17 protein-coding genes, 1 tRNA gene and 1 other RNA gene are annotated in these 19,114 nt (G+C 52.2%); 11 read left to right on the top strand and 8 right to left on the bottom strand.

Annotated features, from left to right (window positions below; genetic code table 11):
• Positions 1-215: 215 nt before the first annotated feature.
• Together ACN0YN_RS29905 and ACN0YN_RS29900 are read right to left on the bottom strand one after the other, a co-directional pair.
• Positions 216-1,358 (bottom strand): hypothetical protein, encoded by a 1,143-nt coding sequence (locus tag ACN0YN_RS29905; protein WP_417388549.1) that lies wholly within the window; start codon positions 1,356-1,358, stop codon positions 216-218.
• 94 nt (positions 1,359-1,452) lie between these two features.
• The gene (locus ACN0YN_RS29900; protein ID WP_417388548.1) at positions 1,453-2,700 is read right to left on the bottom strand and encodes a hypothetical protein; all 1,248 of its coding nucleotides are present in this window, start codon (positions 2,698-2,700) and stop codon (positions 1,453-1,455) included.
• Between the two features lie 154 nt (positions 2,701-2,854).
• Here ACN0YN_RS29900 and ACN0YN_RS29895 point away from each other — a divergent pair, with 154 nt between their 5' ends.
• From ACN0YN_RS29895 to ACN0YN_RS29875, 5 genes are all read left to right on the top strand, one after another.
• Complete coding sequence (locus tag ACN0YN_RS29895; protein ID WP_417388547.1) at positions 2,855-3,112, top strand: hypothetical protein; 258 nt, start codon at positions 2,855-2,857, stop codon at positions 3,110-3,112.
• Positions 3,113-3,195: 83 nt separating this feature from the next.
• Entirely contained in the window at positions 3,196-3,795 is a 600-nt protein-coding gene (locus ACN0YN_RS29890; RefSeq protein WP_417388546.1) for a hypothetical protein, read from the top strand.
• 452 nt (positions 3,796-4,247) lie between these two features.
• The gene (locus ACN0YN_RS29885) at positions 4,248-4,763 is read left to right on the top strand and encodes a protein-tyrosine phosphatase family protein (RefSeq protein WP_417388545.1); all 516 of its coding nucleotides are present in this window, start codon (positions 4,248-4,250) and stop codon (positions 4,761-4,763) included.
• Positions 4,760-5,476 carry a DUF6891 domain-containing protein gene (locus tag ACN0YN_RS29880; RefSeq protein ID WP_417388544.1) on the top strand — a complete coding sequence of 239 codons (717 nt, stop codon included), beginning with the start codon at positions 4,760-4,762 and terminating at the stop codon, positions 5,474-5,476. Before ACN0YN_RS29885 ends, ACN0YN_RS29880 begins: the two co-directional genes overlap by 4 nt.
• Positions 5,477-5,730: 254 nt before the next feature.
• Positions 5,731-5,815, top strand: a tRNA-Leu gene (locus ACN0YN_RS29875).
• Positions 5,816-5,890: 75 nt separating this feature from the next.
• On the opposite strand, the gene ACN0YN_RS29870 is transcribed toward ACN0YN_RS29875, so the two are convergent.
• The gene (locus ACN0YN_RS29870) at positions 5,891-6,586 is read right to left on the bottom strand and encodes a GntR family transcriptional regulator (protein ID WP_417388543.1); all 696 of its coding nucleotides are present in this window, start codon (positions 6,584-6,586) and stop codon (positions 5,891-5,893) included.
• A 442-nt stretch (positions 6,587-7,028) separates the two neighbouring features.
• Here ACN0YN_RS29870 and ACN0YN_RS29865 point away from each other — a divergent pair, with 442 nt between their 5' ends.
• The 3 genes from ACN0YN_RS29865 (at position 7,029) to ACN0YN_RS29855 (ending at position 10,543) form a co-directional block, all read left to right on the top strand.
• Positions 7,029-7,970: a DUF1559 domain-containing protein gene (locus tag ACN0YN_RS29865; RefSeq protein ID WP_417388542.1), complete on the top strand. Its 942-nt coding sequence runs from the start codon at positions 7,029-7,031 to the stop codon at positions 7,968-7,970.
• A gap of 94 nt (positions 7,971-8,064) precedes the next feature.
• A complete protein-coding gene (locus tag ACN0YN_RS29860; RefSeq protein WP_417388541.1) occupies positions 8,065-8,478 on the top strand; it encodes a carboxypeptidase regulatory-like domain-containing protein in 414 nt (137 codons plus the stop codon).
• Between the two features lie 31 nt (positions 8,479-8,509).
• Complete coding sequence (locus ACN0YN_RS29855; protein WP_417388540.1) at positions 8,510-10,543, top strand: FG-GAP repeat domain-containing protein; 2,034 nt, start codon at positions 8,510-8,512, stop codon at positions 10,541-10,543.
• 187 nt (positions 10,544-10,730) lie between these two features.
• On the opposite strand, the gene ACN0YN_RS29850 is transcribed toward ACN0YN_RS29855, so the two are convergent.
• Both ACN0YN_RS29850 and rnpB read right to left on the bottom strand, forming a co-directional pair.
• The gene (locus ACN0YN_RS29850) at positions 10,731-11,156 is read right to left on the bottom strand and encodes a hypothetical protein (protein WP_417388539.1); all 426 of its coding nucleotides are present in this window, start codon (positions 11,154-11,156) and stop codon (positions 10,731-10,733) included.
• A 294-nt stretch (positions 11,157-11,450) separates the two neighbouring features.
• Positions 11,451-11,828, bottom strand: an RNA gene (gene rnpB, locus ACN0YN_RS29845) — RNase P RNA component class A.
• A gap of 173 nt (positions 11,829-12,001) precedes the next feature.
• On the opposite strand from rnpB, the gene ACN0YN_RS29840 reads away from it, so the two are divergent.
• From ACN0YN_RS29840 to ACN0YN_RS29830, 3 genes are all read left to right on the top strand, one after another.
• Positions 12,002-12,508, top strand: coding sequence for an FHA domain-containing protein (locus ACN0YN_RS29840; protein ID WP_417388538.1), 507 nt, complete (start codon positions 12,002-12,004; stop codon positions 12,506-12,508).
• A 34-nt stretch (positions 12,509-12,542) separates the two neighbouring features.
• Positions 12,543-13,697 carry a ribosome small subunit-dependent GTPase A gene (rsgA, locus tag ACN0YN_RS29835; RefSeq protein ID WP_417388537.1) on the top strand — a complete coding sequence of 385 codons (1,155 nt, stop codon included), beginning with the start codon at positions 12,543-12,545 and terminating at the stop codon, positions 13,695-13,697.
• 179 nt (positions 13,698-13,876) lie between these two features.
• Complete coding sequence (locus tag ACN0YN_RS29830; protein WP_417388536.1) at positions 13,877-15,319, top strand: right-handed parallel beta-helix repeat-containing protein; 1,443 nt, start codon at positions 13,877-13,879, stop codon at positions 15,317-15,319.
• Between the two features lie 269 nt (positions 15,320-15,588).
• On the opposite strand, the gene ACN0YN_RS29825 is transcribed toward ACN0YN_RS29830, so the two are convergent.
• The 3 genes from ACN0YN_RS29825 to ACN0YN_RS29815 all read right to left on the bottom strand — a co-directional run bounded on the left by ACN0YN_RS29825 (position 15,589) and on the right by ACN0YN_RS29815 (position 19,096).
• Complete coding sequence (locus ACN0YN_RS29825) at positions 15,589-16,212, bottom strand: hypothetical protein (RefSeq protein WP_417388535.1); 624 nt, start codon at positions 16,210-16,212, stop codon at positions 15,589-15,591.
• A 315-nt stretch (positions 16,213-16,527) separates the two neighbouring features.
• A complete protein-coding gene (locus ACN0YN_RS29820) occupies positions 16,528-17,739 on the bottom strand; it encodes an AI-2E family transporter (RefSeq protein ID WP_417388534.1) in 1,212 nt (403 codons plus the stop codon).
• A 133-nt stretch (positions 17,740-17,872) separates the two neighbouring features.
• Entirely contained in the window at positions 17,873-19,096 is a 1,224-nt protein-coding gene (locus ACN0YN_RS29815; RefSeq protein WP_417388533.1) for a DUF1570 domain-containing protein, read from the bottom strand.
• Positions 19,097-19,114 lie beyond the last annotated feature (18 nt).

Genomic DNA, 19,114 nt, shown 5'->3' with positions numbered 1-19,114 from the left:
AAACCACTTGACAAGATGCTCTTCATAGATAAGCCCGAATATAATTCGGGCCGAGCGTAGCGAGCAGGAGGTCGCAGATGCCGCGTTCAATTCTGTACCGAGTGTCCTCTTCTTTCCGGGCACGGCCGGACGAGCCGGACCTTAGCACACACGTTCGGAGACATGGGTAACACTCATGTAATCTGTGATGCACCTTCATCACAGCTCGCCTTGCCTCAAAGCACCTGCAGTACCCGCTCAATCTTCTGCTGTGTCTCCTGCGCCAGATTCGGTTGCTCCCGGGCCCAGTCCAGCCAGGCGAATAAAAAGGGGCGCAGCTCCGTTCCCTGCTCAGGGATCTTGAAACAAGTCGGTAAAACATGCTGACACGGCTTCCCTTTTCCCTCTGCGATTTGCAGAAGCGTATCAATCACAGCGGGTTGCACCCGCTTTCGATCCAGCTGCTCGACAACCAGGATCCATTCACGAACCTCCGCGACCGGATCATTCAGCAGACTCCGGTTCATGATCTCGATTGACTCTGCATCACCGATCGCGCTCAAGGCTGTGTTCATGTTTTTGCGATCGCGCCAGTCCGGCAGCTGCTCGATATGATCCGAAATAAACGCTTTATAGCCTGCAAGGTATTTCTGCCGGTCCGCCTGGTACAGTTGGGTATAAACCACAAATCGCAGGGCAGCTTCAATCGACTGATCTTTCAGCAGTTGTTCCAGAAATGCCCTGTATTCCTGCGCCCCTCTGGTGGGCGGCGTCAGATAACGCAACAGCACGGGGTCCCCATACTGTCGATACAGGTCAGCCACCATCGGGCCGGTAAGCCCCCGTCCCTGCAATGCCTTGAGCACCGCTTCTTCCAACCCAATCCGGGCATGATACACCTGCAGCAGATCTTCTGGCTGTTTGATTTCCAGCTGAGACCGCTGCATTTCATCCAGTGTGAATCGCAGGATCGCAAACAGCAGCGGGTCCCTCGACTGCTGGTAAGTCTTCACATCCAGGAAAGCCACATAGCGCTCATAACGGAGTTGTTTCCGGGGAAGCTGATTCGCTTTTCGCTCAGTCCGGGTCAAATATTGAGTCGCTCTTAAGGGGGGCAGCCAGCCATGCACATCGATCCGATGACCCATGAAGTAAACTTCGCCCGGATGCCCATTGTTTTGATAAGGCTCTGTCAGCCGACGCACCGGAAATGATCCCAGTTCATACAAGATCGCTTCATACTCCTGCTGCTCTGATTTCTGATCAACAGCAGTTTTGATGGCGGGTTCCGACTGTGCCTCTTCGGCAGCAACGGAATCCAGGCAGACACCTGTGAGACACAAGATCAGGACAATTGCAGGGGGGATCATTTTCAACATCAGTCATCGTATTCCTTTACTGTCATCGGCAGGATGGTACAGTTGGCTTGCCAACTGTGATCGAGAGATATCGCAGCCAAACTGCAGGGCAGACTCACAATTCCTGAGCCGGTGGACTTATTCCACCAGTGGTGCGCAGCGGACGCCGAATCCGCTTCAGCTTCATCGTGTGCAGGCTCTGGAGGGAGTTCTGGATTTTCTGTTCCGACGCTTCGGAAAGACCCTGCTGCTGACGCGCCACCAGCAACAGATTTCGTAAAGTCCGTGACAGCTCGGTCTCCCCGTCATTCTTTCCCGGCCCTTCGTTTCCAAACACGTAAGCACATCGGCACTGCTTTCCCTTTTCCAGCACCAGCAGTTGAATTTCATCCAGGAAATGGTGTGTGAGTTTGAGCTCCTGCAGATCGTCGAGGATCCCCGTTCGCACTTCATAAATGGGATCATTCACCAGGCTCCGCCGGACAACCGCAAAGCAGTCCTCGCCGCCAAACTCCAGCAGCGCTCGATTCATGCGGCTACGGTCTGGCCATTCGGGAGCCTGCTCAGTACTTTGGATCAGAAATTTCCGGTATTCAGCGCGATATTGTCCCTGATCCCACTGATAGAGCAGTGAAAAAGCGACATGGCGGTAGCTGGCATTTAATCCAGGTTCCGTCAACAGCCGCTTTAGAGACGCAAGATATTCATCCTGACCGGACTCTGGTGGTGTCAGAAATCGCAAAACAACCCGAGCCCGATACCGTTGATAAAGTCTGGCCGCAACAGGTCCGGAGAATGGTTCTTTTTTAAGCTGCCTCAGAAAATAAAAATCCCATTTCTCACTGGGATAGTAGGCCTTCAGAAGATCGCCGGGATGTTCACTCTTTACGTTGCGATCATATAACTCATCAAACGTAAATTGAATGACAATCTCCAACAGCGGATCTTTCGTCTGCTCATAGGTTTCAATATCTAGAAAAGAAAGATAGCGTTCGAAGGGGAGCGCCGCTTTCGGAATACCATAGCGTGCTTTTTCCGACTCGTTCAAATACCCATTTCTACGAACGACATCGGGATAGAGCCAGCCATTGAATTCAATTCTGTGGGGGGTTAGGGAAGTAATATGCCCAGGGTTTCTCGGATCCTGATGCACGCTCCTGAGCCGGCGGACCGGAAACGCCCCCAACTCGTACAACATCGCTTCATACTTCTGCTGCTTTGCTTTCTGATCAACAGCAGTTTTGACGGCGGGTTCCGGCTGCGCCTCTTCGGCAGCAACGGAATCCAGGCAGACACCAGTCAGCCCGCACACCAGAACCAGAGCAGGGGAGATTCGGTTCAACACACGATTTGACAGCTTCATGCACAGCCTCAGAATCAAAAGAAATTCTTACCTGAACCAGATTTCAGTATAAGTAATGCATGAGAATCTGTCACCATGATTTTAAAATGTTATGCAGGGATTCGTATTCAACCGGTCTCGACCCCATTTACTCCCGTTGCACAATGCTAAACTCATGGCCGATCTTAAAAGCAATCGTCTGATCTATCTCAAAGGTTTTCTGTTTCTGGTGATCCTGCTGTTTGCCGCGGGGTTGATCATTGCCCGGACTCGTTCGTGGCAGATAGCATTGTTACTGCTGCTCGTGATCTGGTCCGCCGCCCGCCTGTATTACTTTATGTTTTACGTCATCGAAAAATATGTCGACCCCAAATATAAATTCGCCGGCATCGGCTCTTTTCTGCAGTACCTGATTTCGAAAAAACAAAAATAGCTGACACACAGATATGAATTCGCGAGTTTGAGAAAGTTGATTGAAAACAGTGTTGAGAAGCCGATGAAAACCAGAGGTGCACGATGATCTTTTTTAAAAAACAAGATTCCAACGGAGAACGGCTCATCGCACTGCTCAATCAGATTCGCGAGGCGGAATCTCCCGACGGCTGGGAAAGAGTGACCAGCATCGCTGTGGGCGGGTTAACCGATCTGGGCTTTTCCCAAAGCAGTCCCCATCTCCTTGTGATTTCATCGCAGGGACGGGTCGTGATCGATTGTCAGACAGGCGAAAAAGTAGCCCGGAATTATGATGAGATGGATGACTGGTTCAAGCCGCAGCTGCAGTTATGTCAGGGGATTGGCCCCCTTGCTTCCGAATGGATCCAGACCTGTGGTATCAACGGTGGTGGATTGCCATGGAGAAATCAGTTTGGAGAAAGTATAGAAATGCTTTCAGCATTCTGGCCCGTTTATGAGTTATACTTCTGCTCTGACTATCAGTCGCCATTGATCGAAGGTGCGGCCAGCCATTGTTGCATCATTGATTCAGATCCTCTGATAGCCTGTGGCTTCTCATGGTGTGGTCATTTTCTTGTCTCTGCCAGCAATAGTGATTTGACATTATGGAAAAAACAGAATTCAAATACACCGACCGCTTGGGCACCATCTTCGGCACCATGACCAACGATGGTACATGTATCAGAGAATTCGTGTAGACCAGTTTCACACCACGAAGGAAACTGATGAAACGTTCGAACTGGAATTTTCTACCACGAAAAACACGAAACCACACGAAAGTAAAAATGGGTGGGCCCGAATATAATTCGGGCCGAGCGCAGCGAGCAGGAGGTCGCAGTTCCCCCGTTCGTTCAAGCATCGGGTTCCCAACCTCTCACGGCACGGCCGGACGAGCCGGACCGTGGCACACGGAAACCCTGCTCGAATATGGGAAACATACTTTTGTATCAACCGTCCGTGTGCCACCGCTCAGCTTGATGTAAAGACCGGTCACACCGTCAACACACGTTCGGACACATGGGTAACACTGCCTGTGAAATTTAAATGAAGATCATATCGCACCGGATGTAATCCGGACCGTAATCGATTAGTCTGAAAAGTCGAAAGTCAGTTATATGTTTCAACCCACTATATACCTCATCCAGACGATCGGCGCGGGCTCGCTCTCTGTGATGGCCCGGCCGGTTCCCGGGGAATGGATCGATGATGAATTCGTCGGGATCGCGCGGCTGGGGATTTCACACGTGGTTTCGCTGCTCGAAGATCAGGAAGCCATCGAGATCGGTCTGGAAGAGGAACCTCAACTGGCAGAAAAGCATGGCATGCAGTTTAGCTCGTTTCCTATAGCGGACCGTTGTCTGCCTGAGTCAGCAGCCGCCTTTGCGGACTTCACACGGACCCTGTATCAGGGTATTCTGAAGGGAAGTCATACGGTCGTGCATTGCCGTGCGGGCATCGGGCGGGCCGGGATGACGGCGGCGGGTATTCTGCTGCAGCATGGCCTGACAACATCGCAGGCATTCGAACTGATTTCTAAACAGCGACGTGTTCCGGTGCCGGATACTCCCGAGCAGTACCACTGGGTCCTGAAGCACGAGCAGCAGATCACAGGCAAAGAAAAGCAGTCATGAAATATGCGAACGTGTTGCTCATCTTCTGTCTGCTCCCGTCCGGTTGTGATCAGTCGCAGGATCAGACGACTGTCACACCGTCGCCGGTTGAGAAAAAACGACTGCTGAAAGTTCCGGTTCTCAAACACAAGGGATCTCAGATGACTCTGGATGCGGAAGTACTCAAAGAAATGGACTGGCTGGTCCGCTCGGGTCTCTATGACAAAGCCGATCTGATGCGCGTCTTCTGTGAAGAGATGTATGCTCCGGGTGACCTGGACGAAACCCTGGTCTCAGCTGCCATCGATGAGCGACTGGCAGCCCACCGCGCGGCGCAGAAAAACTGGCCTGCTGTGACCGACTGCGATCGTCTGGATCAGGCATTTGACCGTATGGAAAAGCGGGGGCTGATCACCATCCAGAATGCCGGCAATACACAAACCGACGGGCATGAGATCTTTCAGGTCTACCTGGAAGAACACCCCCAGCCGGAAACGGTGATCGGTTACTGCTTCTACCATAATCAGGATCTGGAACGTGTAGTGGATGGTTTGCCCCTCTATCTGGCCTTTGGTCCCGTTGATTCTAAGGATGAGGAGACAAAAGGGGTCGAAATCGGGAACATCGTGCGGGAAGAACTGGAACGGGGCGGACTGGAAGTCGAATGGCAGGGCACATTTAACGATCGGCTCCGCGTGCCCGGTATGGTCTGGCAGAAGCGGATCCCGGAATGACTCCGATGTGGCGGAATCCGACAGGGGTTTGAGCCTTATAACCGGTTCCTGCTGCATATTCTGCGGGATGTTGTCGCATTTTTGCGAGTCTTATCACTGGAAATAGGGGACCAAAGTCTATAATATACCTGCTTCCCCACCGTGAGGCAGGGCAGATCCGAAAGTTTCATTTCGGTTTCTCAGCCATAAATTCTGTCCCCCACGGTTGATGTGTTTATGATGTAAGTCAATAATACAGAACAGGATACGATTAAGCCCAAGTGGCGGAATTGGCAGACGCGCTAGATTCAGGTTCTAGTATCTGTAATGGATGTGGAGGTTCGAATCCTCTCTTGGGCATTCCGTAAAAAAGACTTCGAGCAAATTTGCCCGGAGTCTTTTTTTATGGATTGTGAGTCCTGGTGAGAACCGCGTTTATTGCGGACATTCATCCTGCAGCCGACTTAATGTGAGTTCGCGGCTGTTCTGAATATGAACCGTCATGGCTTTGCGGGTCATTTCCGGGTCACGGCTGGTGAGTCCCTCGAAGATCGCCGTGTGGTCGGCAATGGTCATCTCCAGAACTTCGATGCTGTAACTGTGCCGCGCCGCGCCGATGATCTCGGTCAGCAGATGAAAGTCGCCAATCACGGTCAGCATGCGCTGGTTATTGACCGCGTTCATGATCGTCTGGTGAAACTTCAGATCAGACTTGTCAAACCGGACCGCGATATCCTGCCCCTGCTTCTTACCCGCTGTCATCGCATCATGCAGTTTTTTCATCGTATCGATGGTGGACTGCAGGGACTTTAACTGCCGGGCAGAAATCAGCTGCGAAGCCTTGGCGGCGGCATACGGTTCGATGGCTTCCCGCATCTCGTAGAGTTCGGTTGTGTCCCTCAGAGTCGGCCGCTTGACGACGGCTCCCAGTTGAGGCACCAGTTCGATCAGTCCTTCGCTGGCCAGTCGCCCGATGGCTTCGCGCACCGGTGTGGCACTCATGCCGATCTCGTCTCCCAGCGGGCCGTAGCGGATGCGGGCGCCCGGTGCAAATTCTCTGTTTAACAGTTTCTGTCGCAATACCTCATAAGCGATCTCGGACTGATTCTTCTCTGACGTCGGCTTTCGCATTTATTTTCTAAACCTGAGCTGGCTGAATCCAGTATTTCCTGTCAGCACTAGACTATCAAACTTTTCATTGTCACCCATGATACTGTCATTGATGTCTGTTAATAGTTTTTTTGTTCACATTTTTTACTGCGTCAGACTGTCAGAGGCGGAAAAGTCCGTTGAGTTTCTCTGGCTGAAACGTCTGTTATAAGGTGTTCTCTGCTAATAATATGATTTTATCACAGGAAGTCATGAAGTGACAAAGTGTATAGATTAGCCAAAAAATTTTCAAAAATTTTTCTTTGAACTGCGCGCTAAAGTCTATAGACTTTAATTATGGCTCACTACTTGCCTTGATTCTGGCAGAAGCGTCCAGGCGAGATCGAGAGCTCCATTCTTTGCGATTCAGCATTCCTTCGCTTCTGCTTGACATGCATTTCTAGAATGCGAAAGGACGAGTCTCATGCAACGTCATCACGTCAGAGTTCGTGGCTTTACCCTGATTGAGTTACTGGTGGTGATTGCTATCATCGCCATTCTGATTGCGCTTCTGTTACCTGCAGTTCAACAGGCGCGGGAAGCCGCCCGACGCAGTACCTGCAAAAACAATCTGAAGCAGCTGGGTCTGGCAATTCACAATTACCATGAAACACATCGCGTCTTCCCTCCCGGATACTGTGGAGATCCGAACAACAGCTGCTCGGTTGTGGATTCTTCCAATAACGGCTGGGGCTGGGGAGCGTTTATTCTGCCGTTCATCGATCAGGCGAATCTGTATGATCAGCTGGGCGTCGGCCAGGTGAAGCAGGCGGTGTGCAGCGTTCCGACAGGAGCTCAGGCCGCGGCGACTGTGGGCAGCGCCGATCTGCAAAAGACACCTATTCCGGTCTTCATGTGTCCGACGGCCACCGATCCGACGATTAACCCGGGGCGTGTTTCCGGCGGCCATGCCAAATCGAACTATGCAGGTGTCGCCGGCATCGACTGGACCGGAGTTGATTCGACGACAGGCTTCAAAGCGATTTTTGTCGACGGGACAAAATTCGTGACGCGTCTGCGCGACTTCATTGATGGATCGAGCAACACTTTCGCGATTGGCGAAAAATACCGACGCGATATAGACGGCACTTTAACGTCGCAAGTGGCAGGTGAATACTATGGAGCCGTCTGGGTCGGGATTGCCCCTGATGTTCGCGCAGCCAATGTTGTTGGACAGCTGGCGCCAACCGGCTCGTCTTATGCCGTGAATGGCGGCTCTGTCAATGCGTTTGCCAGCCAGCATGCCGGCGGCGCGCACTTCCTGTTCATTGACGGACGGGTTCAGTTCATCAGTGAGAATATGGACCAGGATAAGCTGTCTGCGATCGCCACGGGTAACGATGGCAAGGTTGCAAATATGGAGTAAGGAACGAAGCCAGTGTTGCAGAAATCTGCTGCACTGGCTTTCTGCTCACAATTCATCTCTCACGAATACAATTCGAATCATAGCAGGCGCAACTATGAGAAAAAGTTTGAAAACCGTTCTGTTCGTTTTTCTGTCGGGACTCTTCATAACCGCATGCAGTTCCCGCCCGGATGATCAACCGGAGCTGGCCGAAGTGAAAGGGCTGGTCACGCTGGACAGTTCGCCTCTCGTCGGGGTTCTGGTTCAATACACCCCAGAGGAAGGGCGGGGCTCGCAGGCTCTGACCGACGAGAACGGCAAGTATGAGTTGATGTATGTGTATCCTACCATGGGGGCCAAGGTGGGCTCGCATACGGTCACCATCAATACTCCTCCCACTGATGATTCCGATCCGGAGGCGCCTAAGGTGAAGGAAGTGGTGCCTGAAAAATATCGAAAGAACTCGATTCTGAAGGCTGAAGTCAAACCGGGGGAGAACGATATCAGCTTTGACCTGCAAACCAGGTAATTGAAAACCAGAGACGCTCAAGGAACTTCTTATGCTGTGGAAATCAAAATGCATGCTGTCATGCGCGCTCCTGTTAGTCACTTTCACAGTCTTGTGTCACGGACTGAAATCAACAGCAGGTGATGAACCGAAGCAGTCCGACTCCCGCAGCCCGGGATACTTTCGTCCCGCGCATCCGGTTCCCGTTTCCCCCAAAGTCGAATACGGGCAACTCGGGAGGGGCGAAGATTATCGCTCTGTTGTCGTGGGTACCGCCGATGTGTTCGGTTCAGGTCCTTATGATCTGTTTGTGTTTCCCGACAGACTGTTTCCGTTTCGAGGATTCAGTATCAGTGGCGTACCCGGTTATGGGAAGCCGGTCAAAATCACCGGTTCCGCGTTGAACGGGACGATTCTTACGGGCCCCGATAAAACGATTTACGGCCTGTTTGCCGCCGGGAAAAAAGTTCGTCTCTGCAGGTTTGATCGTGAGAAAAAAGAATTCCAGCAACAGGCGCTTTCGCCGGAACTCGATCTGCCTGGCGGCATGGGGCGGGCACTGGCGGGCTTCATTGACGCACAGGGACATTTCAATGTCTATCTTTCGATCGGCGACGGCAGCACTTACCGCCCTGAGGGGGATCACCATGCGGCATCGTATATGCCTTACGATGGTGCCGGTTTCTGGCGCGGTACGATTTCGCGTCGTCAGTTGTATCACGCCAGATTCGATTCACTCGATCTGAAAAAAGTGGAAGCCGTCTCCCGCGCGGGACAGGGGCCGGGAGAATTTCTGTTTAATTTGGGAGGTATGGCGATTGTCAATGCGGGAGCAGATCACCCGCCGGCACTGGTGACCAGCGATAAAATGGGCGTGTTCCGCTACTTTGAAATTGATCCGCAGACGGGCAGTCTCTCGCCGTATAAGCTGGTCAACGATCGAGAGCAGGTCGGGTTGCGGCATCCTGTGATTAATGCGAATCTGTGTGCCGTCGTCGATCCTGAAACGGGGCTCTCCAATCTGATTGTCGGTGATACCGGGCGCGTCTGGTTCTATCCCTGCTCGGGGCAGTTCGCGCCGAATGGCTCGCCGATTTATGATCCTGTTCGTGCCGTGATGAGAGAAGACGCGCACCTCTGTCTGGGAGAACTGCCTGTCATCAGTCCGGGGGATGTGGACGGCGATGGCCTGATCGATCTGATCGTCGGCAATGATGCGGGGCAACTGCTGTTTGTCAAAAACATCGGTGATCAGGAGCGAGTGGAGTTCGCGCAGCCCGCGGAGCCCGCTGTGGGAGGCAAAACGCTGGATATTAAAGCCGGTTATCGCGGTTCGATTCAGGGGCCCGGAGAGGGAATGTGGGGCTACACCTGTCCGACGCTGTATGACTGGAACGGCGACGGGCGACCGGACGTCATTCTCAACAGCATCATGGCTGACTACATGGTGCTGCTGCAGGAACCAGCGGAATCCGGTGTCGCGTTTTCGGAACCGAAGCCCCTCTACTGTGATGGCCTGCAGATGCACCTGGCGTGGCGATGTCAACCTGCGATTACAGACTGGGGCAAGCCGGGGCAGATCTGTCTGATTGCATTGGATGAGCAGAACCTGTTAAGGCGATTCTGGCGGATCGATAATCAAAATGTGGCGCGCGGCGAATTATTGACACTCAAGGATGGTTCGCCGATCACCGCCAATGTAGATGAAGCCGCCGGCCAGACCGGGCGGGCCAAGCTGGTTGCCCATGACTGGGATCAGGACGGGAAGATCGATCTGTTGATCGGTGCTTCGCGTGGACTGTCTTTCCCGGCATCGAAGTCAACGTATCTGCCCAGCGGTTATTTATTGACGCGTCAGGCGTCCGTTCTGTTTTTGCGGAACATCGGCACGAATGAGAAGCCGGTGTTTGACTATATCAAGCAGCTCGATTTTGAGGGAACGCGGATCGGCCTGGGAATTCATTCCTGCTCACCCGCGCCGGTGGACTTCGGTCGGGGTGTGGTGGACCTGTTTGTGGGAACCGAAAACGGAACGATTCATTATTACCCGCGCGAAAGCTTGTCGATTTCCACGTTGCCATATTAATCGGTTCGACAGAGAGAGAGGGGGGAGGCTGGCAGCTTAAACGAGTCTTTCTGCTGCTGATTCAATCAACAAAAAACGGACCCGCAACCAGAGTGGTGCGGGTCCGTTTCGCATGCTTGATTTATTAAAAACCCCTGGCCGGGTTAGGCCCGACCAGAGAAGGAAGGTTTACCTCTTTTAATTCGTCCTAGCGATTGTGACGCCAGTTGTCTTTGTAATCGTATCGGTCGTGATCATGTCGGTCATGTCGATCATGGTCAAAGCGATCGTGACGATTGTAGTCGTACTTGTAGTTGTTGTACTTACTGTTGTAGTAAGACGAAGTGTAGTTCGTCACAGGCCGGTAAGTATTGAACAGGCCGGTATAGGAACTGTTGTAACGATTCACAGCAGGATTGTACGGAGTAAACAACGGACGGTTATTCAGATAGCTGTTTTTGTAGCTTGAATAGTAGTTGTCATTCCAGTTTCGGCTGGCTGTGGAATTGTAACGTGTGTCATATTTTGAATTGTAGTAGCTGCTGGTGCCGCAGAACGGAGTCGCTGCAAAAGAAGTGCTGCTGATCAAAGTTACGGCTGCCATAGCTGCGATTGCGAGTGTGAAGTTTTTCATCATTATCTCCTTTAATGGTTTTGGATTTTTTAAAAGTGGCTTTTTTGGTTTTCAACTGTTTCACTTGTTGTTGATGAAAGAGTATTAAAGCAGATGGCGTGCCATAAAAATGTGGAATGATTCTAAGTGTATGTGATATAAGGAGATAAAAATTATTTAACTGTCGTAGAAATGATTTGAGGTGTTGTCAAAAGTGCAATATTGTAGAATTTGTTACAATCAATATGACAACAGTGTGTATTTTACTGTGTGTTCGAAGTGATGTCTTTGAGGGTTGCGGAGGGGAAATCAATAAGCGGGAGCAAGCCTGTAAGCCGGGTTATGTCGAGAGTGGCCATTTATCTGGGACAGCAGTTGCCTGCTGCCTCGCGCGACCGACCCGGAAGTCGTAACGGATCGGGCCGATCCGTGTCCTGGCGAACCAGAACTGCTCCCTGCTTGGTCTTGCACCCGGTGGGGTTTACCGAGCCAGACCGGTCACCCGGTCTGCTGGTGCGCTCTTACCGCACCGTTTCACCCTTACCTGGCCGGAGTACCGGCCGGGCGGTTTACTTTCTGTTGCACTTTCCCTGTCCTCGCGGACGGTGGGCGTTACCCACCACCGTGCCCTGTGGAGCCCGGACTTTCCTCCACGGATTCCGGAGAACCCGCAGCGACCACTCAGCCGACTCCCGCTATTGAAGACTCCAGTATAAAGTAAGGAGTCCCCTTGAACTATCCCCAAAATCTGACTTTTCTCAAGAGAAAGACTTTATAATGTGTGGCCAGCGGTATAGATTAAAGTCATGCGGGCAATTCATGATCTTTTGGTAAACAATACATAACAGAGGCGCCAGGAAGTCAGAATGTTAGGTGAACTCAACCCGTGTGGAGGCGGAGATCCGATCCCGCTGCTGTCTGAAGTGTTATTGATTGGTCGCCGCAGCAAATGTGACATCACGCTGCAGTTTCCCAATATCTCTTCGCATCACTGCCAGCTGGAATTCCTGAACGGCTACTGGCGGGTTCGTGATATGAACAGCCGCAACGGGATCAAAGTCAACGGTGACCGCTGCGATATGAAGTGGCTGCTGCCGGGAGATAAACTCTCAATTGCCAAACACGAGTACGAAATCAACTACACCCCCCAGTCCGATGAACCGCCGCCGGAAGAAGAAAATCCGTTCGAGATGAGCCTGATGGAAAAAGCGGGCCTGGTCAAACGGGAAAAACGGCCGGAACGCCCGATGGCACCGCCGGCCAGGAAACCATCCAAAATCGAGCTGCCGGAAGACGAATCCCAGATGACGGACGACGAACTCGGATTGAAATTTCTCACCGATCCGGATGACGAGCAGGATGGTTCAGCGTAATTTATGATCAGACAATGCGGGAACCAGAACTGTAGTGGCTAAGAAAAAAGGCAAAAAAATCCGGGTGGCGTTCAAAAAGAACCGCCAGAAAAAGGTCCGGAATAATAAACTCGCCAGCCACCAGATGGATGAGCAGGTTGACTCGCAGTACGGGGATGCTTCCGAGCGACTGACGGGCAAAGGGGATCTGACCCGCCATCGCACCGTCATGGGCGTCGAACAGGAAACGGAAGACGGCACCGAGATCGTCATCGACATCGACGAAACGAACTGCCTGTCAGGCCGCGTGATCCGTTCGCAGGGTCTGAACTCGGTCGTACAGGTAGAAGATGGCAACCGCTATGAATGCACCGTCCGAAGACTCGTGAGAACCATGTCCCGTGATGACCGTAACGCGGTCGTGGCCGGCGATCATGTACTGATTCGCCCGGAAGGGGATGAACACCAGGCGGTCATCGAACGCGTTGAACCGCGCCGCTCCTATCTTTCGCGTGGCAGTAAACGCCGCGAACACATCCTCGTCAGTAATATCGATCAGGCCGTCATTGTGGTCTCCGCCGACGATCCGCCCCTGAAGCCTTCACTGATTGACCGCTTCCTGATCAGTTCGGAAAAAGGGAACATCCACTCCATCATCTGCATCAACAAAATCGATCTGGTCGACCCGGTCGCCTTCCAGCCTCTGATCGGCGTGTATGCTCAGATGGGGTACGATATCGTCCTGACCAGCGTCACCGAAGGAACCGGCATTCCACGTCTGCGATCCCTGCTCAAAGGGAAGCAGAGCGTTTTTTCCGGTCAGAGTGGTGTAGGGAAATCATCGCTGCTCAACCAGATCGACGAACGGCTTTCGCTGGAGACAGCCACGATCAGCCAGGAAAACCGCAAAGGACGTCACACCACCCGTTCTGCCGTACTGCTTGAAATCGCTTCCGGTGGCTGGGTGGTCGATACCCCCGGCATTCGTCAGCTGGAGTTATGGGATGTGATTCCCGAAGAAGTGGAAGGATTCTTTCGCGACTTTATCCCCTTTGTGACGCAGTGCCGTTTCCCGGATTGCTCGCACACACATGAAGCCGACTGTGGCGTAAAACGTGCCGTCGCCCATGATTTCATTTCCCGCCAGCGCTATCAGAGTTATCTCAAAATCATCACCGGCGATGAACCCCGACCTGTGTACCATCAGTAGTTACAAAGCGATGCTGAATCTGTCACGCGCTGCCTCACGCAAATTTCTTCCCGCAGCCGTTGAACCTCCTTCCCTTCTTGCTTAGACTCAGAGATGCTTTTTAAGCAACGTTAAGTAATGCGCTGGTTTCAGTGCCTGCGAATTCCCACCTGAACTTCTCCCGATGGAAAGCCGTTCCCATGAAATCCAGAAGCCTCGTTCCCGTGTGTTTGGTTGCCGTGATACTGGCGGGCCTGTACCTGATTCCTCCCGCAACTTCGCAGTCTCAGACGACTGAACCGTCCGCTGCCGCTTCGCTCAAAGCGGGCAAAACCGTATTAGATATGGGAGCCACCGGGGATGGAAAAACGGATGACTCCGCCGCCATTCAGAAGATGGTCGATGCTTCGGTCGGCTCGCTGCGATTTCCTTCGGGGCAATATCGCTTCACCAAACCGGTGGTCATCGATTTGAACAAAGTCGGCCCAACTTCGATTTCCGGTGATGGCACCGCAACGATTCTGATGGAAGGAGCCGGCCCCGCATTCCATTTTGTAGGCACCCACAATGGAACGGCGAGTCCCAAAACCGTGCAGCCCGTCGTCTGGGATCAGGAACGCACACCGATGATCGACGGTATCGAAATCGTCGGCAAACATCCCGAAGCGATCGGCGTGGCAGCCTCAAAGACCATGCAGATCACCATCACAAGGCTGGTGGTACGCAAGGCCCTGCATGGAATTCATCTTTACGAACGCAACCGGAACGTCTCCATTGATGACTGTCATCTCTACGAAAATGAAGGGGTCGGCATTTATCTGGAGAATCTGAATCTGCATCAGATCAACATTTCCGATTCGCATATCAGCTACAACAAGCAGGGGGGCATCGTCGTCCGGGGGAGTGAAATCCGCAACATCCAGATCGGTAACTGCGACATTGAAGGAAATATGGGACAGGACACACAGCCCACCGCCAATATCCTGTTCGACATTTCCAAAGGCTCACTGCGGGAAGGTGCCATCTTCGGCTGCACGATTCAACACACGAATGATGCACCCGACTCTGCTAACGTCCGCTTTATCGGCAACGGTCCCGAAGATCCGCGCAAGGTCGGGAACTTCGCGATTGCCGACAATTCGATGAGTGATGTCGCCGTCAACATTCACCTCCAGCATGCCCGGGGCATCACGATTACCGGCAATACACTCTGGCAGGCATATGAACACAATCTGCTGGTGGAAGACTGCTCGCACATCGTTCTCGGCTCTAATCTGCTCGACCGCAATCCTGATTACCGGGCAAAAACCAAAGATGCGAACGTTTTCAAAGACTGCACCGACTGCACACTCAACGCGTTGAATATCCTGGCGACCCGGAATGTTGCCGCGGGTCTGATTCTGGAAAACTGCGCGCGAATGAACATCACGAACTGTTCGATCCGCCAGTGTCAGAACGGCGGCATTCTGCTCTCAAACGTCAAGCAGTCCCGCATCTCCGACTGTCTGATCACCGAAGGGGAGAAAAACTTCGCGATCCGCGTCACCGGTGGCCAGCAGATTCAAATCACCGACAACCTGGTTTCCGGCGACATCGACGTCGGCCCGGGAACAGATGTTTCGAATACCATGACCGTATATTGAGCGGCAACTCCGGTTGTGTTTCTTTGATGTCGCAGCAGCACCGTCGGTCAAGCCGAGCGGTGGCACACGGACGGTTGATATAAAAAAAGTATGTTTCCCATATTCAAGCAGGGTTCCCGTGTGCCACGGTCCGGCTCGTCCGGCCGTGCCGGGGGAGTATAGGACATCTGGTACTGGAACGAACGGGTCAGCTGTGACCTCCTGCTCGCTGCGCTCGGCCCGGTTACGTATTTTAGTTCGGTACGCTCTCCATGTTGCTGATCGCTTTCTCACGGACTCTGTCCTTCAGAGCTGGCGATATCTTTTTGTTTTACCTGGATTTTGCCAGAGGCGACCCGAGTTGCAACCGCCTCAAGTTCTTTCTTGTTGATCCAAACTGCAAACTCTATTGTGCCTTCTTCGCCAAGGTAATCGTCCATCATTCCAAAATAGTCGATGGGAATGAGGGAATTACTGACAAACTCATGTTTTGTACCGTCAGCGGTCTTAATTAAAAATGATTCTGTAGTCTTCACTAGCTCGAAAATTCTATCATCCAGATATTCCCGTGAGTATGAACGTAAGAAACGAAAACCAATCAGTTTTCTCATTTCCGTTTCACTTAGCACCTCAAGATTGTCAACGGCGTTTTTAACCGCATCTTCATAAGCCTGTATGAGTTCACTGTTCGATTCATCATAAAGATAGGCTTCGTCTTGAACCCATTCACCACAATCTGCACAGGCCCATATTGCACACCCTTTAATTATTTCAAAACATCCTATAAGGGCAATTTTATCTTGTAATTTGAGGGTATAAATTTCGTTATCCGATGGAGACCCATTAACTCCGGGGATAATCCGAGTTGAATCGCAATATTTACATTTATCTGGTTTGCCTTGTTTCGTTCTCATTGCTACTCACTCTTCCCTAAGAAGCAAGCCGCCCCTACTTCAGGGCAGGTAGGAAACTTGAAACAGGGTTGTGCGATTACTCTGACAGTTTCCTGTTGTCTGCGACAACCCCGGATTTTATCCGAGGCTACCCTTTCTTTTACATGGCCCGTACGGCATTAGTCGCGGTTACTGCAGAGTGGGAGACAACCGGAGCTAACGCTCTGTGGCTAATCAGTCCATTCTACGGTTAATTCTACTCCCACCACTCGTTTTACTTTCGTGTGGTTTCGTGTTTTTCGTGGTAGAAAATCAAGTAAGAAAAACTCACCGTTCTCACGCTACCGACGCCGATTCACCGGGCAGAATACCGGCCAGCAGGTTGCCTGCCATTCGTCCGGATTCAAATCGCATCAGGACGATCCGAATAGCAGCAGTAATGGGGACCGCCAGAATTGCGCCGATCGGGCCCCAGAGCAGGGTCCAGAAGGAGAGGGCCAGCAGGACCGTTACCGGGTGCAGTTGCAGGCCTTCGCCCATCAGTTTTGGTTCGATGCCGTTCCCGATGGCCATTTGAATCGCGCCGGGAATCAGGATCACGCCGGCTATTACCCAGGGACTGTCTGAGAACTGGGCAAAGGCAACCGGGATCGGCAGCAGAGTTGCGATCACCGAACCGACGGACGGAATGAAGTTCAGCAGAAAGGTCAGAATCGCAAACACCAGTGCCAGTTCCAGTCCAAACAGTTTTAATGTCACGCCGACCAGAATGCCGGTAATCAGTGACAGTACCAGCTTTGTCGAAATATAACTGCGAATTTTCTGTTCGATCTCGCAGTAGATTACATTTTTGACGACCGCATTCGGGTCGCGTCCCGCCAGCAGAAAGATGACGAAAACCGCCACAAAAAAGGAGGTCGTTGTAAAATTGAGCGCCGACTGCATGGTACTGACGGCGATCGATTTCAATGAGTCTTTCATGTAATCAATGGTCGCTTTTTTGAGCGAATCCAGGTCGATCCCCATTTTCTGGAACCAGCCGGTCTCGGGTTTTTCGGCAGCCACTGGTTCTGCTGTCTCAGCGTCTGCCGGGGCTGGTGTCTTCAAAGTCTCTTCTTTCGGATCGACGTCTTCCGGCTCAAGTTCTTTGATCTCTTTTTCCAGTTTGGGGAGGGGGAGATCATCGGCCTCTTTAGCAGCTTCAAAGGCAGAGTTGATAAAGATGCCGAACTTTTCGCTGTATTGATTTTCTGCTTTGTAAATCACCTGCTGTGTCGAATAAATCAGGGTCAGGCATAAGAGAAAGCCGAACGATAAGACCAGCAGCAGCGTCAGTGATATCGCGATGATTTGAGGCAGTTTCCATTTCAATACCAGCAGGTCGACGAGGGGCGTCACAATGGTGGCGATGAAGATGGCAATCACAAACGGAATCAGAACCGCCTGGGTGATATAAAAGACTCCTGCCAGCGCGATGATGGACAGCAGCAGCAGGCAGCCTGTGATGACCTTGGCTTGCTCATCCGATGGTTGCAGGGGAGTTGACATGAAAGATGCCCTTTGCGGATTGATATTTTCTGTTCGTGACGTCCGGTCTGCGCGTCGGGAAACGTCGCTGACTTCAAACAGCGTATGCGCACGATACTGGGAAACAGAGAAACTGCAAAGAGAAAAATTGCATTTAACGGCTGATTTGTCGCATGTATCTGAGAAATTGCTGATCGAGCTGGTTCAGGTCCTCGCCAAAGACGGACTGAAAGTCTTTGAGCCGTTGTTCCGGTGTCGACCAGATCAAAGGCTTCCGGGCCGCGATCAGGTGCAGATACTCTTCATACTGCCGGCGTCTGGTTTTAATCAGGAAGTAAGAAAAGGCCCACGCTTCCGCATACGTATCGAGGATGGTCTCGGCATTCTGAAACCGCTGGTCTGAAGAGATCAGTGTCTGCAGCGAGTCGGCTGGTCTGCGGGTGCGTGCATAATCCTGAAACTGTCTCAGTCGCCACGGATTCGGTTTGCCGACGGTGCGCCAGCCGGTCTTGCTTTTGAGGTCAGGGGTTTCAAAATACGTCGCCATGCCTTCGGTCAGCCAGAGCGGATTGTCGGCGAAGCGGGTATGCAGACCCACATTGAAGGCGATCTGATGTGTGCATTCATGGATGACGGTGGCGACATTGAACGGCGACTTTCGCAGTTTGAACAGAATGTCGGCATCGGTGTAAGCCGGACGTTCATTCGGAGCCGCGGTCAGATCGTAGAGCACCATCCGGTTGGATTGAATCGAATAAAATCCGTGTGTGGCAGCCGCACCGTCACCCAGGATCTGACTCGCGTACTGTTCGAAGTTGGCACGATCCTTGAAGATGACTGCGATTAAAGGGACTTCGGGTTCATGCAGGGGATGGGCTTTATCATCCCAGTAATTATGCAGGACCATATAGAGTCGTTCGAACAGAAAACCGCACCACTGTGAATAACGTTTGCCTGCCTGGCTGCAGATCGTGAAATGTTTGGTCTGTGTGACAGTGAAGTCATCGCCGAATTCCGCTTTGAGCTGTTTTTCCAGCTCGTCGGCATCCAGGGGTTTGAATTCGCGATCCAGAGCGCGTTTGCTTTTGAGTTGCTCGGGAGTTGCCGTCAACAGGCGGCCATCGCGGGTTAGCATCACCACACCGCCGTCCTGAGCCTGCAGGATCTGGGCTGCTTCGATTGTCTGTTCCCGGTTCTGGTCATCCGTAAACGTGAATTCATACAGAGGGGGGGCTGTTTTTTCGTCTTTAGCAGCGCTCTGAGCAGAAACCGGCTTGCCAGCAGACAGGCAGCTAAGACACAGGCAGCAGATCATCGTGCGCAGGAGAGAGCTGCGACTTAACAGTGAATGCGAAAATGTCAAATCTCTCCAGGTCATAACAGACTTTCTGCGCAG

This window comes from Gimesia sp. (assembly GCF_048260065.1).
Classification (GTDB): Bacteria; Planctomycetota; Planctomycetia; order Planctomycetales; family Planctomycetaceae; genus Gimesia.
This window is presented reverse-complemented; position numbering and strand designations above follow the sequence as displayed.

Coding starts and splice junctions, on each gene's coding strand:
- ACN0YN_RS29905 (WP_417388549.1), bottom strand. CDS start 1,358: ATGTTGAAAATGATCCCCCCTGCAATTGTCCTGATCTTGTGTCTCACA.
- ACN0YN_RS29900 (WP_417388548.1), bottom strand. CDS start 2,700: ATGAAGCTGTCAAATCGTGTGTTGAACCGAATCTCCCCTGCTCTGGTT.
- ACN0YN_RS29895 (WP_417388547.1), top strand. CDS start 2,855: ATGGCCGATCTTAAAAGCAATCGTCTGATCTATCTCAAAGGTTTTCTG.
- ACN0YN_RS29890 (WP_417388546.1), top strand. CDS start 3,196: ATGATCTTTTTTAAAAAACAAGATTCCAACGGAGAACGGCTCATCGCA.
- ACN0YN_RS29885 (WP_417388545.1), top strand. CDS start 4,248: ATGTTTCAACCCACTATATACCTCATCCAGACGATCGGCGCGGGCTCG.
- ACN0YN_RS29880 (WP_417388544.1), top strand. CDS start 4,760: ATGAAATATGCGAACGTGTTGCTCATCTTCTGTCTGCTCCCGTCCGGT.
- ACN0YN_RS29870 (WP_417388543.1), bottom strand. CDS start 6,586: ATGCGAAAGCCGACGTCAGAGAAGAATCAGTCCGAGATCGCTTATGAG.
- ACN0YN_RS29865 (WP_417388542.1), top strand. CDS start 7,029: ATGCAACGTCATCACGTCAGAGTTCGTGGCTTTACCCTGATTGAGTTA.
- ACN0YN_RS29860 (WP_417388541.1), top strand. CDS start 8,065: ATGAGAAAAAGTTTGAAAACCGTTCTGTTCGTTTTTCTGTCGGGACTC.
- ACN0YN_RS29855 (WP_417388540.1), top strand. CDS start 8,510: ATGCTGTGGAAATCAAAATGCATGCTGTCATGCGCGCTCCTGTTAGTC.
- ACN0YN_RS29850 (WP_417388539.1), bottom strand. CDS start 11,156: ATGAAAAACTTCACACTCGCAATCGCAGCTATGGCAGCCGTAACTTTG.
- ACN0YN_RS29840 (WP_417388538.1), top strand. CDS start 12,002: ATGTTAGGTGAACTCAACCCGTGTGGAGGCGGAGATCCGATCCCGCTG.
- ACN0YN_RS29830 (WP_417388536.1), top strand. CDS start 13,877: ATGAAATCCAGAAGCCTCGTTCCCGTGTGTTTGGTTGCCGTGATACTG.
- ACN0YN_RS29825 (WP_417388535.1), bottom strand. CDS start 16,212: ATGAGAACGAAACAAGGCAAACCAGATAAATGTAAATATTGCGATTCA.
- ACN0YN_RS29820 (WP_417388534.1), bottom strand. CDS start 17,739: ATGTCAACTCCCCTGCAACCATCGGATGAGCAAGCCAAGGTCATCACA.
- ACN0YN_RS29815 (WP_417388533.1), bottom strand. CDS start 19,096: ATGACCTGGAGAGATTTGACATTTTCGCATTCACTGTTAAGTCGCAGC.